The sequence below is a fragment of the Ensifer sp. ENS06 genome (assembly GCF_014852205.1).
GTDB classification, from domain to species: domain Bacteria; phylum Pseudomonadota; class Alphaproteobacteria; order Rhizobiales; family Rhizobiaceae; genus Ensifer; species Ensifer adhaerens.
In genome coordinates, this window is the sequence record NZ_JACVBC010000002.1 from 275,912 (window position 1) to 291,917 (window position 16,006).

The window sequence follows — 16,006 nt, forward strand, 5'->3', positions numbered from 1 at the left end:
GGCCGAAAACGTTGATCTGTGTCAAGTTTGCGGGCTAAAGCGCCAGCATGCGGCGAAAGGTCCAGGCGCTCGAAAGAGATGCCAGGCTCAAAAGTAGTAAACGGCCTTTCCCATCCGATCCGCACCGCGGTTCGCCACATCACCACACCTTGCAATACCAATGAGGAACCGCATGGACACGATCATCGGCTTTCTGAACACGATCTTTTGGGGCTACGTGCTGATCTACGGCCTGCTCGCCGTCGGCATCTACTTCACCCTGCGCCTCGGCTTTCCGCAGATCGTGCATTTCGGCGAGATGTTCCGGGTCTTAAGCAGCGGCGGCTCGAAGGATGCGGCCGGTATCAGCCCGTTCCAGGCGCTGACCGTCAGCCTCGCCTCGCGCGTCGGCACCGGCAACCTCGCCGGCGTTGCCGTTGCGCTCTATCTCGGTGGTCCCGGTGCCACCTTCTGGATGTGGATGGTGGCGCTCGTCGGCATGGCGACGGCCTATGCGGAAAGCGCGCTGGCGCAGCTCTACAAGGTGCGCAACGAAAACGGTCAATATCGCGGCGGTCCCGCCTTCTACATCGCCCGCGGCCTCAACGCGCCCTGGGCGGCGACGATCTTCTCCGTCTGCCTGATCCTCTCCTTCGGCCTCGTCTTCAACGCCGTGCAGGCCAATTCCATCGCGGACGCCGTTCAGGGTGCGTTCGGTGTGCCCAAGATCGCCGTCGGTATCGCGGTTGCGACCATCTCCGGCATCGTCATCTTCGGCGGCATCCGCCAGATCGCCCGCGTCGCCGAAATCGTCGTGCCCTTCATGGCGATCGCCTATCTCCTGACCGCGATCTACGTGCTCGTCGTCAACGCGTCGATCGTGCCGAGCGTGCTGTGGACGATCATCTCCAGCGCCTTTGGCCTGCAGGAAGCGGCAGGCGGTGTCGCCGGCGGCGTCACGGCTGCGATGATGAACGGCGTCAAGCGTGGCCTGTTTTCCAACGAAGCCGGGATGGGCTCGGCCCCGAACATCGCGGCCGTCGCCACGCCCGTGCCGCATCACCCGGCGTCGCAGGGCTTCGTGCAGTCGCTCGGCGTCTTCATCGATACGATCCTGATCTGCACCGCGACCTCGGTCATGATCCTGCTGTCGGGCACCTTGGAACCCGGTTCCGGCGTCACCGGAACGCAGCTGACGCAAGCGGCCATGAACGTGCATATCGGCTGGGCCGGCAGCTACTTCATTGCCATCGCGATCTTCTTCTTCGCCTTCACCTCGATCATCGGCAACTATTCCTATGCGGAGAATGCGCTCACCTATCTCGGCGGCGCCAATCGCGTCGGCGTTCTGGTCATGCGCTGCGCCGTGCTCGTCATGGTCGTCTGGGGCGCGTCCGAAAGCATTACCACCGTGTTCGACGCGGCAGACGCCTCGATGGGGCTGATGGCAACGATCAACCTCATTGCCATCGTGCTCCTCTCCGGTACCATTGCCAAACTGACGAAGGACTATTTCGCCCAGCGCCGGCAGGGTCTCGACCCGGTGTTCCATGCGGCCGACTATCCGGAGCTGCAGGGCCAGATCGACGGCGAGATCTGGTCGCGCCAAGAGGCGGCCGGCACGGTCCGAAGCGTGGAGGACAAGGCATGGACGGCGCCCACGGGCCGCTGAGACAGACGGAGCCGGCTCCGACGGAGCCGACACTGGCCAAGCGGCGCGGTATCTATCGAGAGTATGCCGCGCCCGGCGCACTCGGCGGCCATGTCGAATGCCTCTGGCGCCACCAATTGCCGGAGGGGACGGCCGCACCCATCGCGGTCGTACCCGACGGCTGTGTCGATATCCTCTGGTCCAGGCACGGCCTGGCGGTTGCCGGGCCCGACCGGGTGGCCGCCTTCCCCGTCTTCGCGCCCGGCACCGACATCATCGGCCTGCGCTTCCGCCCGGGCATCGCGGCGTCCTTCCTGCACACATCGCTTTCGCAGATCATCGGCGAGGTCGTTCCGCTCGACGCCTTCTGGGGTCCAGCCGCGCGCAAACTCGAAACCAGGATTGAGGACGCGCCCGATGCGGTCCGCCGCGCCGAGATGCTCACGGAAGCGGTGCTTGAGCGCCTGCCGGCCGTCTCGCCGCCATCAGGCGATATCGCCGCCACCCTCGCCCATCTGCGGCAGAGCCATGGCTCGTCCGACAACAACCCCATCCGCGCCCTCGCTGCCGTCACCGGCACCAGTGAAAGGACGCTGAGGCGCCGCTGCCACGAGCATTTCGGCTACGGCGCCAAGACGCTCGACCGCATCCTGCGCCTGCAGCGCTTCCTCGGGGCTTGCCAAAGGGACCCCTCCGCCACGCTCGGCCTGCTTGCGCTCGATGCCGGCTATGCCGACCAGGCGCATCTGTCGCGCGAGGCCAGGCAGCTGACCTCGCTCTCACCCGCCGAAATCCGCCGCCAGCTCGTCGGTGACCGGCGGGCGGCCTGACTGGCCGTTTCGTTCAAGACCGGTCGGGCGACCCGTGCTACTCCGTCATGCAGGAGAACAAAGCATGGCAACACTTGAAGCAAAGATCGTTCACACCACCATCGACCGCGACTGGCGCGACGTCTATGCCTTCATGGCAAAGCCCGAGAACATGCCGCGCTGGGCGTCCGGCCTGTCGTCGGGCTTGACCCGCGAGGGTGATCACTGGCTGGCGCCGGGTCCGCTCGGTAATGCCCGCGTGCGCTTTGCGCCTGACAACGCCTTCGGCGTCACCGATCATCTCGTCACGCTGGAAGACGGCACAGAGGTCCACAATGCGCTGCGCGTCGTGCCGAACGGCGACGGCGCGGAGGTGATGTTCACGCTGCTGCGGCAGCCGGGCATGAGCGCCGAACAATTTGCCGGCGATGCCGGCTGGGTGGCGAAGGATCTCGCCACCTTGAAATCGATCATGGAATCCGGAGAAGACAGGTAGAAAAATGGGTAACAAGGGCAACGACAGCCGCATCGACTATGTCGAGTTCAATGTCTCCGACATCGCCGCCACCAAGGCCTTCTACGGCAGCGCCTTCGGCTGGACCTTCACCGACTACGGCCCGGAATATTGCGAATTCCAGGACGGCCGACTGACCGGCGGCTTTACCACCACCGGCCCCGTCGGCAACGGCGGACCGCTGATCATCCTCTATGCCGACAAGCTCGAGGATATGCTCGCCCGCGTCGAAAAGGCCGGAGGCAGGATCGTCAAGCCGATCTTCACCTTCCCTGGCGGAAGGCGCTTTCATTTCGCCGACCCGGATGGTTACGAACTGGCGGTCTGGTCTGCGCAGTAAATTGCCGGGAGGGTCAGGCCAGTAGGGCGGTGGCGCTACGACCGCACCGCTTCCCTGTGGACACGCGCTCCCGCTTTACGCCGGTTTAATCTCTACACGTCAGAATTGCGCGCAACGAACACGAGGGCGCGCAAGAGCATGGCCGACACGCATGATTTTCTGAAGAACTCCGTCATCATCGGCGCCCATCCCGATGACGAGTTGCTGTGGTTCACCTCGATCCTCCGAAAAGTCGACGAGGTGATCATCCTTTACCGCGATATCTGGTCGGAGCCGCAGATGGGCGACGCACGCGCCGCTGCGATCAAGGCCTACCCGCGCGGCAACGTGCGCTTTCTGGAAATGGCAGAAACCGGCTCCTTCGATTGCGCCGACTGGACGAACCCGAAGCCCGGTCCCTTCGGAATGGAATTCGGCACCGAAGGCACGCGCCGCAAAGCCAAGCGCATCGTCAAGAAATCGCTGTCGCAGATCATGCCCGGCAGCTTCCGCCACTCCACCCGGCCGATCGCCCAGGCTTACCGGGACAATTACGAAACGCTCTATCGCACGCTGCTGCCGCTCCTGAAGCCCGACATGAACGTCTTCACCCACAATCCCTGGGGCGAATACGGCCATGAGGATCACGTCCAGGTCTTCCGGGTGCTCGATCGGCTGCGCGACGAGATCGGCTTCAAGCTCTGGATGTCGAACTATTGCACCGAGCGCTCCATGCCGCTCGCCATGCAGTATTTCAGCCGCAGGCCGCAAGACTATATCCGTCTGCCCGCCGACAAGGGCTTCGCCGAGCAGGTGGCAAACATCTACCGCCAGCACGGCTGCTGGACCTGGCGCGACGACTGGATCTGGTTCGACGACGAGTGCTTCATGGAAGCGCCGTCGAGCAAGCCGGAAAGCGGCGGTTTTCACCTCCTGCCGATGAACCTTTTCAACTTCGGCACGGTCGTGAGAAAGCCGGTCAACACCTCGCTGCTGCTCGGCACGGCGCTATCGAGCGTCGTGGTCGGCGCTACCATCGCCGCAGCCCTCGAATAAGAAGGCCCGGCGCCTGCCGCTTCGGGCGTCGCCGTCAGGCAAGCGCCGGTTCGGCGAAGTAAACCACCATCCGCAGATGCCGGTGCTCGTCCACAACCAACGTCTCGTGGCGGAAACACAGGCGCTCGCCCCCGGCATCGATCAGGGAACCGATCCCGCGACGGACCTCGTCAACGCCAGGCGCTGCCCACCAGCGCCTGAAATCGGCCGACAGGTCCTTCAGGCTTTCGACCAGGGCCAGCATCGACGGATCATCCGGCGCCACGGCAAAATCGTATCGGAACTGGGCAAGCAGCTTCGGCGCGTCCTCGCGCCAGGCAGGCATGCGCCTCCGTATCTCGGGATCGGCAAACACCATTTGCAGGATATTGCCAAGCTCCGGCTGCCGGGCGCTAAAGCCGAACAGAGCGTCTGCCGAAGCGTTCCAGGCAACGACATCCCAGCGCAGGTTGATCACATGGGCCGGCCGGACCGTGAGCTCGTCCAGCAACGTCTGGATCAGCGGCGAAACGGTGACGCGATGATGTGCCTCCGGCGGTGGCGGCCGCTTGTGGGCAAGCAGGAACAGATGGCTGCATTCGGCGTCGTCGAGCTTCAGCGCTCGCGCCACATTCAGCAGGAACGCCTCCGACACTTTGATGTCGCGCCCTTGCTCGAACCACGTGTACCAGGTGAGCCCGACACCGGCGAGCGCTGCCACCTCCTCCCGCCTGAGGCCCGGGGTGCGCCGCCGCCCGGTGAAGGCAAGGCCGGCATCGGCCGGCGTCAGCTTCGCCCTGTGTCTCGTCAAAAACTCCGACAGCTCGTTCTTGCTTCGCTCAAGACTTCGTTCGTTCACGCTATTGCTCTCAGTAATAGGATAACTACTTAAATTGTAACAGGATGATTGTGCCCTGAAGATGTGGTCTCCGCAACCAGCCCAAGCGAAGACGGAGGCCACTTTTGACAATTCTCAGCGACCGACCATCCCACCTCACCGACCATGCCGATCCCGGTGAAACGCGCGCGGCCCTGCGAGAATGGGCCGGGCTCGCCCTGCTCGCGCTCCCCACCATCCTGCTCGGGCTCGACCTGACGCTGCTGCATCTCGCTTTTCCGGCGCTCGCGGCGGATCTGAAGCCCACCAGCACCCAGGCGCTCTGGATCGTCGATGCCTACGGCTTCATGATCGCCGGCTTTCTGATCACGATGGGAACGCTCGGCGACCGCATCGGTCGCCGCAAGCTCCTGATGCTGGGCGCGGCCGCCTTCGCAGTCGCCTCGGTGCTTTCGGCCTATTCCACCAGCGCTACCATGCTGATCACTGCACGCGCGGCACTCGGCGTTGCCGGCGCAACGCTGATGCCGCCGACCCTGGCGCTGATCAGCAACATGTTCCTGAACCCGCACCAGCGCGCGCTTGCGATCGGCGTCTGGGCGACCATGTTCGCGCTCGGCATGGCCGCGGGGCCGATCGTCGGCGGCATCCTGCTCGAACGTTACTGGTGGGGGGCTGCCTTCCTCGTCGCACTGCCGATCGTCGGGCTGCTGCTCATCGTCGCGCCGTTTCTGCTGCCGGAATATCGTGCCCCGCAATCGGACCGCCTGGACATGGCCAGTGTGGCGCTGTCGCTGGCGGGGCTGCTGCCCATCGTCTACGGCATCAAGCAGATCGCCAAGGATGGCCTTGGGCTCGGCGCCACGCTCGGCCTGACCGTCGGCCTCGTCGCCACGCTCCTCTTCATCCGGCGACAACGCCGGCTTCGAAGCCCGCTGATCGACCTCGAGCTCTTCTCCGACCGCGCCTTCCGCACCGCGCTGTTGATCCTCCTGATCGGCCTGACGGCTGTCGGCGGCACGATGCTGCTCGTCACCCAGTATCTGCAGCTTGTCGTCGGGCTTTCTCCGCTGTCGGCGGGCCTGAGAATGGGCCCCCCGGCGCTCGCCATGCTTTTGGCCGGCATCACCGCACCGCTCATCGCCAGGCGCTTCGGCCCCGGCCCCGTGATCGCAGCGGCGCTGGCGCTCTCGGTGGTCGGCTACCTCCTGCTCGCCCAGCTCGGCCATACGCCATACGGGGTCGGGCTGGTAACCGCCGCATTTGCGCTCGTCTATCTCGGCCTTGGAACCATTGCCGCGCTTGGCACCGATCTCGTCGTCAGTGCAGCGCCCGCCGAAAAGGCCGGAACGGCCTCGGCCCTCTCCGAAGTGGTGCAGGAACTCGGCCTTGCCGTCGGCATCGCCACGCTCGGCAGCCTGACGACGGCCGTCTATCGCGCCGAAATGGCCGGGCAGACGCTGATCCCCGGCGAGATCGGCAACAGGCTGTCGGACAGCCTCGCCGGCGCCGTATCCGTCGCGACCGAGCTACCGGCGGGCATGCTGGAGCAAGCGCAGGCCGCCTTCATGACCGGCTTCAACGCAGCCGCCGCCGTTTGCGCCGTCGCCATCGCGATCATGGCGACGCTGGCCGTGGTTTCGTTGCGAAGGCGTGTCGGCGAAAAGGCGAGATCTTGAGAGGACACGTCGGCCATTTCATTGACATCTCCCCTCAATGGCGAAGCGTCTCCAGATGAAAAAGGCCGCGCCCTTTGGCGCGGCCTTTTCGACTGGATGGATGAGAGCTGCCCCTCACTGTCCTGCCGGACATCTCTCCCCGCCTGGCGGGGAGAGAAACGCTGGGGGCACCCGCCCGGCATCAAGCCTGAAAAGTCTGAGCGGTAGCCCGCTCAAGAACGTGATGGGCGGCCCCATCGCCAACCTTACGTTTAACCTGGCGAGGCTAGCGCGGCTTGCGCCCTTCTCCCCGCCTGGCGGGGAGAAGGGCCAGCAGGCGAATGAGGGGCGCCACCATCACCTACGGATGCGTGGCAGGTCCGCAAGCCGCTCGTTCCTCTTACTCGCCGCCACCCAGCGAATGCACGAAGATGGCGAGCTGCTTGACGGTGGTGTCGCCGAGGCGTGGCAGCCAGGCGGGCATGACGCCGTGCTTGGGCGCCTTCATCTGGGCGACGATCGCCTGTTCGCTCGAGCCGTTGAGCCACAGCGCATCGGCAAGGTTCGGCGCGCCGAACTCGCGGTTGCCCTTGGCGTCGGCACCGTGGCAGGAGGCGCAGTTTGCCTCAAACAGCGCCTTGCCCGGCTCTACCATGGAGCCATCCGACGGCGTGCCGGTGAGGCTGACGACATAGGCCGCCGTCTGCTTGATCTCTTCCGGCTGCAGGATTTCCGCGAAGGACGGCATTTCCGAGACGCGGGTGTCGTCGTCGCCGTTATAGCGGATGCCGTGGGCGATCGTCTGGTAGATCTCTTCGGGCTTGCCACCCCAGAGCCAGTCGTCGTCGTTCAGGTTCGGGAAGCCGGCAGAACCGGCCGCACCCGAGCCGTGGCACTGGGCGCAGTTGACCTTGAAGGCCGAGGCACCGCCGGAAACGGCGAAGTGCTGCAGCTGCGGATCGGCCATGATGTCGGCGAGCGAGCTCGACGCGATCTTCTCGAGGTTGCCGGCCTGCGCCGCCTTGGCGCTGGCAAGCTCCGCACTCACCTCGGCGCGGCTCGAATAGCCGAGCACGCCCTTGGTGGCGTCGGTCAGAAGCGGCACGGCCGGATAGACGATCATGTAGCCGACCGCCCAGACGATGGTCGCGTAGAAGGTATAGACCCACCAGCGCGGCATCGGGTTGTTAAGCTCGCGGATACCGTCCCATTCGTGGCCGGTGGTCTCGACGCCGCTGATTTCGTCGACGTGTTTGTCCGCCATTCTATTAATCCTCCTTCAGGGGGATGGCTGCGGCATCATCGGCGGCCTTCTTGGCGCCGGGCCGGAAGATAAAGGCGACGACGCCCAGGAAAAAGAGCGTCATGGCAAGGAGCGCCCAGCTATCGGCGAACTGGCGCATGGCCGTGTAGGTTTCCATGGTGCGGTCTCCTTACCGATAGCCGGTGGTGTCGTCATAGGTGGAGAAGTCGACCAGCGTGCCGAGCATCTGCAGATAAGCGATGAGCGCGTCCATCTCCGTCAGCTTCTGCGGATCGCCGTCGAAGTCGCCGAGCTTGGCCTTCGGATAGCGGCCCTCGACGCCGGACGTGTCGGCGTTCGGATCTGCCTGCGCCTTGATGTCGGCAAGCGCGTTGTCGATCATCTCGTCCGTGTAGGGCACGCCGACCGCCTTGTTGGCCTTGAGGTTCGCGGCGATGTTGTTCACATCGAGCGGCGTCGCCTTGAGGAAGGCGTAGCTCGGCATCACCGATTCCGGCACCACCGAGCGCGGCTCGATCATGTGCTGCACGTGCCACTCGTTGGAGTAGCGGTCGCCGACGCGCGCCAGGTCCGGCCCAGTGCGCTTGGAGCCCCACTGGAACGGATGGTCGTACATGGATTCCGCCGCCAGCGAGTAGTGACCGTAGCGCTCCACTTCGTCGCGGAACGGGCGGATCATCTGGCTGTGACAGACATAGCAGCCTTCACGCACATAGATGTCGCGGCCGGCAAGCTCCAGCGGCGAATAGGGACGCATGCCCTCCACCTTCTCGATGGTGTTTTCGAGGTAGAAGAGCGGCGCGATTTCCACGATGCCGCCGACGGAGACGACGAGCAGCGAGCCGACGAGCAGCAGGGTCGCGTTGCGTTCGAGCGTCGCGTGTTTGTCGAGAATGGACATTCTCTATGCCCTCCTATTCCGCAGCCTTGAGCGCGGGCGTCGCACCGAAGATCGGGGCTTCATCGCGCACGCGGCCGAGGATGGTCATGGTTACGTTGAAGGCCATGAGCAGAGCTCCGGCGAGGAAGAGTGCGCCGCCAAGGGCACGCAGCACGTAGTAGGGAACCATGGCCGCGACCGATTCCGCGAAGGAATAGACGAGGAAGCCCTGGTCGTCGTACTCGCGCCACATCAACCCCTGCTGGATGCCGGCAACCCACATGACCGCCGCGTAGACGACGATGCCGAGCGTGGCGAGCCAGAAGTGCCAGTTGACCATGCGCACGCTGTAGAGGCGCTCGCGGTTCCACAGCTTCGGAACGAGATAGTAGATCGCGCCGAAGGTGATGAGGCCGTTCCAGCCGAGCGCGCCGGAATGCACGTGGCCGATGGTCCAGTCGGTGTAGTGGCTGAGCGAGTTGACCGTCTTGATCGACATCATCGGACCTTCGAAGGTCGCCATGCCGTAGAAGGCAACGGCCATGACCATCATGCGGATGATCGGGTCGGTACGGATCTTGTCCCAGGCGCCCGAAAGCGTCATCAGGCCGTTGATCATGCCGCCCCAGGAGGGCATCCAGAGCATGACCGAGAACACCATGCCGAGCGTCTGCGCCCAGTCGGGCAGCGCGGTATAGTGCAGGTGGTGCGGGCCTGCCCAGATGTACATGAAGATCAGCGACCAGAAGTGGATGATCGACAGGCGGTAGGAGTAAACAGGGCGATTGGCCTGCTTCGGGATGAAGTAATACATCATGCCCAGGAAGCCGGCCGTCAGGAAGAAGCCGACGGCATTATGCCCGTACCACCATTGCGTCAGCGCATCCTGCACCCCGGCAAAGGCCGAGTAGCTCTTGGAGCCGAGGAAGGAGACCGGAACCGCCAGGTTGTTGACGATGTGCAGCATCGCGATCGTGACGATGAAGGCGAGGTAGAACCAGTTGGCCACATAGATATGCGGCTCCTTGCGCGTCAGCAGCGTGCCGAGAAAGACGGCGAGATAGGCGACCCAGACGATCGTCAGCCACAGGTCCACATACCATTCCGGCTCCGCATATTCCTTCGACTGGGTGATGCCCAGCAGATAGCCGGTGGCGGCCATGATGATGAAGAGCTGGTAGCCCCAGAACACGAACCAGCCGAGATTGCCGCCGAAAAGGCGGGCACGGCTGGTGCGCTGGACGATGTAGAAGGACGTTGCGATCAGCGCGTTGCCGCCGAAGGCGAAGATCACCGCCGAGGTGTGCAACGGCCGCATGCGGCCGAAGTTGAACCAGGGCTCAATGTTGAGGTCCGGGAAGGCAAGCTGGAGTGCAACCACGACACCGACGAGAAAGCCGACGACGCCCCAAAAGACGGTGGCGATCACGCCGTACTTGACCACCTCGTCAAAATACTCCGACTGGGGTGGCGGCGGTGACGCCCTGCCCCCGGAAGCCGGGCTGAACTCGATGCGGCGCATCAGGAGGATGGTGCCGGCAAGAAGCGTGAAGAACAGCACCCACATATGGGCTTCGAAGTGCCGGTCCTGGGCAAACCCGGCGCCGACAAGCGCCAGGAATGCACCGACCCCGAGCAGGATCATCTCGAATGTGTATTTCATGGTTGGGTCCCCAACTTTATCCGAACGCACGCGACAACACCCCGAAACGAGGGGTGTCACCGCAGCTTGCCCGAAAGTGTCAGAATCGGGGCAGCCCGGCCTTGATTCAGATCAAGGCTTTGTCACCTCGTTTGGATCATCCTCGGCAAACAATAGGGAGCGCCGTGGGAGCTGGCGTCTGAAGCCGATGAAAAAGACTTTTGAAGACGGACGAATCCGCAGCCGGCTGGACCCGGCCCCCCGGCGGGAGTCCGTGGCCGAGCCGTTTGCCTGGCTTGCCCGCGCCCACGAGGAGCAGCTTGCGCTCTGCAATTGCCTGGAGGAAATCGCCGACAGCCTGCCTGCGGAAATCGACCGGCAGAAATGCCTCTATGCCGCAAAGGTGCTGGAGCCGCTGATCCGCGAGATGCACTCGGGCGAAGAAAACCTCGTCTTCTCCTGGATCGAACGCACCTACCGCGGCGATCCGACGCTCGGCGCGACGCTGGAGCGGCTGAAATACGAACATTGCGAGGACGAGTGCTTCGCCGAGGAGCTGACCGAAATGCTGGAGCGCCTCGGCACTGCCGACCAGACGGTCAATGCCGAGACCGCCGGCTACATGCTGCGCGGCTTCTTCACGAGCCTCAGGCGGCACGTCGGCTTCGAGCAGGAATGTCTGCGCAGCATCACCGCGCCGGTCGGGTGAACCGGCCTTCGCGGCAGGTGGACATGCAAGGCGGCCGTTACCCGGCCGCGCATCCCCTCATGCATTTTCGATTGATACCGCCGGAACCGGCGCCTCAGGCCGCGATCGCGCGGCGGCGGTCGGCATGTTCCTGGATCACTAGAATAGCGCCGATGAGCTTGCCGGTGCTCGACATGCACGGCGTCAGCCGGCAGCGCACGACGACCGTGCGCGCGTCGACCGTCTTGGCGAAGGTGTAGTCCACCACCTCGCCGGCGAAACACCGGTCGAGATAGGATTTCACCCGAAGCTCGAACCGCTGGATGCCGATGAACTCGACGATATGCCGGCCGATCAGGTCCATCGGGCGGCTTTCCAGATGCTCGGCATTGCGCGGATTGGTGTAAAGATAGCGGTAGTCGGGCGTGATCACCGCAAGCCGGTCCGGGAAGCTGTCGAGGATCGCCTCGTTGAGCAATCCTTCGTCCGCCCTGCCCTTGTTCGGCTGCGCCGGCAGGCGCTCCAGTTGCAGGTCGGCGAGGTTCTCCGCACCGGTCGCCGCGAAGTAGCGATTGATCAGCGATTGCAGCAACTGCGAATGGCGCAGCACGCAGGAAATGTCGTCGGCTTCGACGCGCAGAATGTCGATCAGGAACTGAAACTGAAGCCGGGCATCTTCGACGCTCACCGCCTTCTCGTCGTAGACGGATCTCAAGATCGGATCCAATTCGCGATCCAGAATGCTGATCAAATGCTCGTCTGCCGTACGAACGGCATACTGCAGCTGCGAATATTTGAACCAGAACAGCTCAATCAGTGCGTTCAATTCGAAACCCCAATTCCCCCACGGCAAAACCGCTTCGATGCACTTACAAAACAGGCGTAGATGCTCAGGACACTGATCTGGTTCTTGACGTTTCCCCCACCACTTCCGCGTAAAACCGCACTGCTCGGGTCATCCAAAGCGCTTGCAGGCATTTTCTCACGCGACAGGCATAAGTTTACACTCATTGCGATAGCGTTCAACAGCAGAAAGAAAAACTTAACGTTTACGCACGTTTTCGAGGGAAGATCGGCGCCGATGCCCCCGCGTACTTGGCAAAACGCAAAGCCCGGCACACGGGGTGCCGGGCTTGCAGGAAGATCAAGTCTGCTTGCGCAAGACGCAATCAGGCTGGGGTCGCGGGCGAACGAGAATCAGTCTTTCAGGTAGCGCTTGATGTGCCAGCGGTCGTGATACCAGAGCCATTGGCCGGGATACTCCCTCACCCAGCTTTCCACCTTGTCGTTCAGAACCTGCGCCGTAGCGGTCACGTCGACGCTGCCGTCGGCCTTGCGTGGGATGGCGATCGCCGGTTCGATCTCCAGGCGGAAACGGCCACCCGGCAAGCGGATGCAGCGGGCCGGATAGACCTCGCAGTTGAACTGGCGGACGAGCTTGGCGAGCAGCGGGTTGGTCTGCACGTCCTGGTCGAAGAACTTGGTCTTTAGGCCCTTGCGGAACTTCTGGTCGACGAGAACCCCGACGCCCTGGCCGCGCTCCAGCTGGCGGGCAAGCGCAAAGGACGAGCCCGCATGCGACGGCACGAGCTTGCCCATGCGTTCGGCGCGGAAGTTGAAGACCTTCTCGGCCACGTAAGGATTGTTCGGCGGCCGGAACAGCACCGTCACGTCGAGCCCGAAGGCTGAGCCGGCGACCGGCAGCATTTCGAAATTGCCGCTATGCGCGGTAAAGACGATGAAGGGGCGCGGATTGTCGCGAAGCTCGAGGAACAAGGGAATGCCCGAGACTTCGATGCGCCCGGGCGTCGTGCGCTCCGGGTCGAAATCGAAGAGACGGTCGAGGAACACGTATTCGGCCGCCATGCGGCCCATGTTGCCCCAACTTTCGAGCGCGATCTGCTCGATCTCCGCTTCGCTCTTTTCCGGGAATGCATTGCGCAGGTTCGTCAGCGTCAGCTTCTGACGGCTGGTCTTCGGGCCGATGAACCGCAGGGCGCGATCCATGAAGTTGATCGCGCCGTCAGCGGGAAACATCTTCAGGATCGTCAAAAGCAGAAACACGAACTGCGCAATCAGCCACTGGCGGAAACGATCCGCCGCCAGCACCAGCCGTGTGATCAGCATGCGCACGTCGATCAATCCATCTTCAGGATGATCTTGCCGAAGATCTGGCGCGATTCCATGCGCTCCAGCGCGCGGTCGATCTCGTCCAGGCCGATTTCGGTGTCGATGACCGGATGTACGAGGCCGCGCGCCATCTTCTGCATGGCGTTCGCCATGTTTTCCATGCGGCAGCCGAAGGAGCCGAGCAGCTTCAGCTGCTGCTGGAACAGCATCATCAGGTTCATGTCGGTGGACACGCCCGAGGTCGAGCCGCAGGTGACCAAGCGGCCGCCGCGCTTCATGCAGAGCATCGAGCCCGCCCAGGTGTCCTTGCCGACGTGTTCGAACACGACGTCGACGCCCTTCTTCTTGGTGAGCTTGCGCACCACGCCTTCGAAGCGGTCGGTGCGGTAGTTGATGACGTGATCGGCGCCGAGCGCCTTGGCCTTCTCGATCTTGTCGTCGGAGCCGACGGTGGTGATCACGGTGCAGCCGATCTTCTTGGCAAGCTGGATCGCCGCCGAGCCGATGCCGGAGCCGCCAGCATGCACGAGGATGGTTTCGCCGGGCTCAAGCTTGGCGTTATCGAACAGCATGTGCTCGACGGTACCGAAGGTGACCGGAGCAAGGGCTGCGGCGACCGCATCGACGCCCGGAGGTGCCGGAACCAGCAGGCGCGCCGGCAGGTTGATCTTCTCCTGTGCGAAGCCGTCGAGGTGGAAGCCGTGAACGCCGCCGACATGTTCGCAGAGGTTGTCGCGGCCTTCCTTGCACGGACGGCAGAGGCCGCAGGTGCGCGCGCCGTAGATCGAGACGAGCTGGCCCGGAAGCACGCTTGAAACACCGGGACCGATGCTGTCGACGACGCCTGCTGCCTCGGCGCCGATGACGAGCGGCATCTTGCGCTTGGCGAATGCCATGCCGCGCCAGCCCCAGACGTCGATATGGTTGAGCGCAACCGCCTTGACGCGCAACGTCACCTCGCCCGGGCCGGGTGCTTCCGGTTCCGGAATGTCGGTGATTTCGAGCTTGCGGTCATCGAGCAGTTGCAGGGCGCGCATGGTTCTTCCTTTAAATGTTCAGATCGACAGGCGGCATATACACGTCTTGTGGGCATGTCGCCATTCTACAGAGAGCGGCGCGTTAGCCCCCTCTGCCCTGCCGGGCATCTCCTCCACAAGGGGGGAGATTGGATGTGGCACCCCTTTGCCCTTCACGAAAAGCACCGAAATCGGGCCTTGTTATTGGAGCGATCGGCCGGCCGCGCGTCGATCTCCCCCTTGTTGGGGGAGATGGCCGGCAGGCCAGAGGGGGGTATTTCGTTTCACCAGGTCCGGCTCAAGCCGGCTCGGCCGTCATCACCAGGCTGGCGTTCTGGCCGCCGAAACCGAAGGAGTTCGACAGCACCGCAGACACCTGCTGGCTGCGTTTCACGTTCGGCACCACGTCGAGCACGATCGCCGGATCGGGGTTCTGGTAGTTGATCGTCGGCGGCAGCGTGCCCGTCAGCATCGTCTGAATCGAGAACACCGCCTCGACCGCGCCGGCGGCCGTCAGGGTGTGGCCGATCATCGACTTGTTCGACGAGACCGGGATCGACGGCAGATGCTCACCGAAGACGGCAGACATCGACAGATATTCCATCTTGTCGTTTTCGGGCGTCGAGGTGCCGTGCGCGTTGATGTAGCCGATGCCGCCTTCGTCGATGCCGGCGTCGGCAAGGGCCGCGCGGATCGTCGCAATCGCCGGGCCGCCGTCGGGCGACGAGCGCGTGCGGTGGAAGAGATCGGCCTTCTCGCCGCAGCCCTTCAGGATGCCGTAGACGCGGGCGCCGCGGGCAACGGCAGCTTCCAGCGATTCGAGCACCAGGGTCGCAGCGCCTTCGGCGATGACGAAGCCGTCCCGATCCTTTGTGAAGGGCTTGGAGGCCTTCTCCGGCGGATCGTTCTGGGTGGAGAGCGCGGAAAGCAGCGCAAAGCGGATGAGTGCTTCGGCGCTGACCGAACCATCGGTCGCTACCGTCAGCGCACGATCGGTGCGGCCCTGGCGGATCGCCTCGACGCCGAGCTGGATCGCGGTCGCGCCCGAGGCACAGGCCGTCGAGAGCGTCACCGGCAGGCCGCGCGTGCCGAAGCGATCGGCAAGGCGCTCGGAGATCGAGCCGAAGAGCACGGCCTCATGGAACACCGGATCGGCCTTCTGGCGCATCGCGGCGAGGAAACGGTTGTACGCATCGCCCGGCTGTTCGGAAGGCGGCGAGCGGTCGGCAAGCTCGAAGCGCGCGCTCCATTCCGGCTCGATCGGCGGGGCGGCCAGAAACAGCGGACCGTTGAAGTCGCCGGAAAGCCCGGCCTGCGCCAGCGCTTCCAGCGTCGTCTCGCGCGCCATGGCGTAGGAGCGCTCGACGGAGTTGGCCGCCGGCACCTCGATGAAATCGACCATGCCGGAGATGCGGGTGTTGAGACCCTCCGTCGGGAAACGGGTGATCTTGCGGATGCCGGAGACGCCGCCGGTCAGCGCTGACCAGTTGTCTTCCAGGCCCTGCCCGAGCGAGGTGATGACGCCCATGCCAGTGACGGCGACGATCGGACGACCGAGATGATCCTTGTAAGCGTTGCTCATC

16 protein-coding genes are annotated in these 16,006 nt (G+C 63.9%); 7 read left to right on the forward strand and 9 right to left on the reverse strand.

Annotated features, from left to right (window positions below; all coding sequences use genetic code 11):
- The first annotated feature begins 172 nt into the window (after positions 1–172).
- The 5 genes from IB279_RS10415 to IB279_RS10435 all read left to right on the forward strand — a co-directional run bounded on the left by IB279_RS10415 (position 173) and on the right by IB279_RS10435 (position 4,328).
- Positions 173–1,651: a sodium:alanine symporter family protein gene (locus IB279_RS10415; protein WP_089044184.1), complete on the forward strand. Its 1,479-nt coding sequence runs from the start codon at positions 173–175 to the stop codon at positions 1,649–1,651.
- Positions 1,627–2,460 carry a helix-turn-helix domain-containing protein gene (locus tag IB279_RS10420; RefSeq protein WP_246801892.1) on the forward strand — a complete coding sequence of 278 codons (834 nt, stop codon included), beginning with the start codon at positions 1,627–1,629 and terminating at the stop codon, positions 2,458–2,460. The genes IB279_RS10415 and IB279_RS10420 overlap by 25 nt, the downstream gene beginning before the upstream one ends.
- 64 nt (positions 2,461–2,524) lie before the next feature.
- Complete coding sequence (locus tag IB279_RS10425; protein WP_112770918.1) at positions 2,525–2,935, forward strand: SRPBCC family protein; 411 nt, start codon at positions 2,525–2,527, stop codon at positions 2,933–2,935.
- A 4-nt stretch (positions 2,936–2,939) separates the two neighbouring features.
- Entirely contained in the window at positions 2,940–3,293 is a 354-nt protein-coding gene (locus IB279_RS10430; protein WP_112770919.1) for a VOC family protein, read from the forward strand.
- A 138-nt stretch (positions 3,294–3,431) separates the two neighbouring features.
- Complete coding sequence (locus tag IB279_RS10435) at positions 3,432–4,328, forward strand: hypothetical protein (protein WP_192339188.1); 897 nt, start codon at positions 3,432–3,434, stop codon at positions 4,326–4,328.
- A 34-nt stretch (positions 4,329–4,362) separates the two neighbouring features.
- Here the strand turns inward: IB279_RS10435 and IB279_RS10440 are convergent, their stop codons facing one another.
- The gene (locus IB279_RS10440) at positions 4,363–5,166 is read right to left on the reverse strand and encodes a helix-turn-helix domain-containing protein (protein ID WP_113188881.1); all 804 of its coding nucleotides are present in this window, start codon (positions 5,164–5,166) and stop codon (positions 4,363–4,365) included.
- A 104-nt stretch (positions 5,167–5,270) separates the two neighbouring features.
- Between IB279_RS10440 and IB279_RS10445 the strand changes: the two genes are divergently transcribed.
- On the forward strand, positions 5,271–6,824 hold the full coding sequence (locus IB279_RS10445; RefSeq protein WP_112770921.1) for an MFS transporter: 1,554 nt from the start codon (positions 5,271–5,273) through the stop codon (positions 6,822–6,824).
- Between the two features lie 379 nt (positions 6,825–7,203).
- On the opposite strand, the gene ccoP is transcribed toward IB279_RS10445, so the two are convergent.
- From ccoP to ccoN, 4 genes are read right to left on the reverse strand one after another with little or no spacing between them, the layout of a single operon-like run.
- Complete coding sequence (ccoP, locus tag IB279_RS10450) at positions 7,204–8,067, reverse strand: cytochrome-c oxidase, cbb3-type subunit III (protein ID WP_112770922.1); 864 nt, start codon at positions 8,065–8,067, stop codon at positions 7,204–7,206.
- A 4-nt stretch (positions 8,068–8,071) separates the two neighbouring features.
- The gene (locus IB279_RS10455; protein WP_034788377.1) at positions 8,072–8,224 is read right to left on the reverse strand and encodes a CcoQ/FixQ family Cbb3-type cytochrome c oxidase assembly chaperone; all 153 of its coding nucleotides are present in this window, start codon (positions 8,222–8,224) and stop codon (positions 8,072–8,074) included.
- Between the two features lie 12 nt (positions 8,225–8,236).
- Positions 8,237–8,968, reverse strand: a complete 732-nt coding sequence (ccoO, locus tag IB279_RS10460; RefSeq protein WP_034788367.1) for a cytochrome-c oxidase, cbb3-type subunit II — start codon at positions 8,966–8,968, stop codon at positions 8,237–8,239.
- Positions 8,969–8,981: 13 nt separating this feature from the next.
- The gene (ccoN, locus tag IB279_RS10465; protein ID WP_112770923.1) at positions 8,982–10,610 is read right to left on the reverse strand and encodes a cytochrome-c oxidase, cbb3-type subunit I; all 1,629 of its coding nucleotides are present in this window, start codon (positions 10,608–10,610) and stop codon (positions 8,982–8,984) included.
- A gap of 187 nt (positions 10,611–10,797) precedes the next feature.
- Between ccoN and IB279_RS10470 the strand changes: the two genes are divergently transcribed.
- Positions 10,798–11,298 carry a hemerythrin domain-containing protein gene (locus tag IB279_RS10470; RefSeq protein WP_112770924.1) on the forward strand — a complete coding sequence of 167 codons (501 nt, stop codon included), beginning with the start codon at positions 10,798–10,800 and terminating at the stop codon, positions 11,296–11,298.
- 94 nt (positions 11,299–11,392) lie between these two features.
- Here the strand turns inward: IB279_RS10470 and IB279_RS10475 are convergent, their stop codons facing one another.
- The 4 genes from IB279_RS10475 to IB279_RS10490 form a co-directional block, all read right to left on the reverse strand.
- Positions 11,393–12,103 carry a PAS domain-containing protein gene (locus IB279_RS10475; RefSeq protein ID WP_034788334.1) on the reverse strand — a complete coding sequence of 237 codons (711 nt, stop codon included), beginning with the start codon at positions 12,101–12,103 and terminating at the stop codon, positions 11,393–11,395.
- Positions 12,104–12,474: 371 nt separating this feature from the next.
- Complete coding sequence (locus IB279_RS10480; RefSeq protein ID WP_112771185.1) at positions 12,475–13,404, reverse strand: lipid A biosynthesis lauroyl acyltransferase; 930 nt, start codon at positions 13,402–13,404, stop codon at positions 12,475–12,477.
- Between the two features lie 11 nt (positions 13,405–13,415).
- On the reverse strand, positions 13,416–14,444 hold the full coding sequence (locus IB279_RS10485; protein WP_034788322.1) for a zinc-binding dehydrogenase: 1,029 nt from the start codon (positions 14,442–14,444) through the stop codon (positions 13,416–13,418).
- 277 nt (positions 14,445–14,721) lie between these two features.
- Positions 14,722–16,005 carry a beta-ketoacyl-ACP synthase gene (locus tag IB279_RS10490; protein ID WP_060520623.1) on the reverse strand — a complete coding sequence of 428 codons (1,284 nt, stop codon included), beginning with the start codon at positions 16,003–16,005 and terminating at the stop codon, positions 14,722–14,724.
- Position 16,006: the final 1 nt, after the last annotated feature.

Bases quoted from the DNA above. Each gene is read 5' to 3' on its own strand.
- IB279_RS10470 (WP_112770924.1), top strand. From the start codon at position 10,798: ATGAAAAAGACTTTTGAAGACGGACGAATCCGCAGCCGGCTGGACCCG.
- IB279_RS10435 (WP_192339188.1), top strand. From the start codon at position 3,432: ATGGCCGACACGCATGATTTTCTGAAGAACTCCGTCATCATCGGCGCC.
- IB279_RS10455 (WP_034788377.1), bottom strand. From the start codon at position 8,224: ATGGAAACCTACACGGCCATGCGCCAGTTCGCCGATAGCTGGGCGCTC.
- ccoN (WP_112770923.1), bottom strand. From the start codon at position 10,610: ATGAAATACACATTCGAGATGATCCTGCTCGGGGTCGGTGCATTCCTG.
- ccoO (WP_034788367.1), bottom strand. From the start codon at position 8,968: ATGTCCATTCTCGACAAACACGCGACGCTCGAACGCAACGCGACCCTG.
- IB279_RS10420 (WP_246801892.1), top strand. From the start codon at position 1,627: ATGGACGGCGCCCACGGGCCGCTGAGACAGACGGAGCCGGCTCCGACG.
- IB279_RS10425 (WP_112770918.1), top strand. From the start codon at position 2,525: ATGGCAACACTTGAAGCAAAGATCGTTCACACCACCATCGACCGCGAC.
- IB279_RS10490 (WP_060520623.1), bottom strand. From the start codon at position 16,005: ATGAGCAACGCTTACAAGGATCATCTCGGTCGTCCGATCGTCGCCGTC.
- IB279_RS10415 (WP_089044184.1), top strand. From the start codon at position 173: ATGGACACGATCATCGGCTTTCTGAACACGATCTTTTGGGGCTACGTG.
- IB279_RS10430 (WP_112770919.1), top strand. From the start codon at position 2,940: ATGGGTAACAAGGGCAACGACAGCCGCATCGACTATGTCGAGTTCAAT.
- ccoP (WP_112770922.1), bottom strand. From the start codon at position 8,067: ATGGCGGACAAACACGTCGACGAAATCAGCGGCGTCGAGACCACCGGC.
- IB279_RS10485 (WP_034788322.1), bottom strand. From the start codon at position 14,444: ATGCGCGCCCTGCAACTGCTCGATGACCGCAAGCTCGAAATCACCGAC.
- IB279_RS10480 (WP_112771185.1), bottom strand. From the start codon at position 13,404: ATGCTGATCACACGGCTGGTGCTGGCGGCGGATCGTTTCCGCCAGTGG.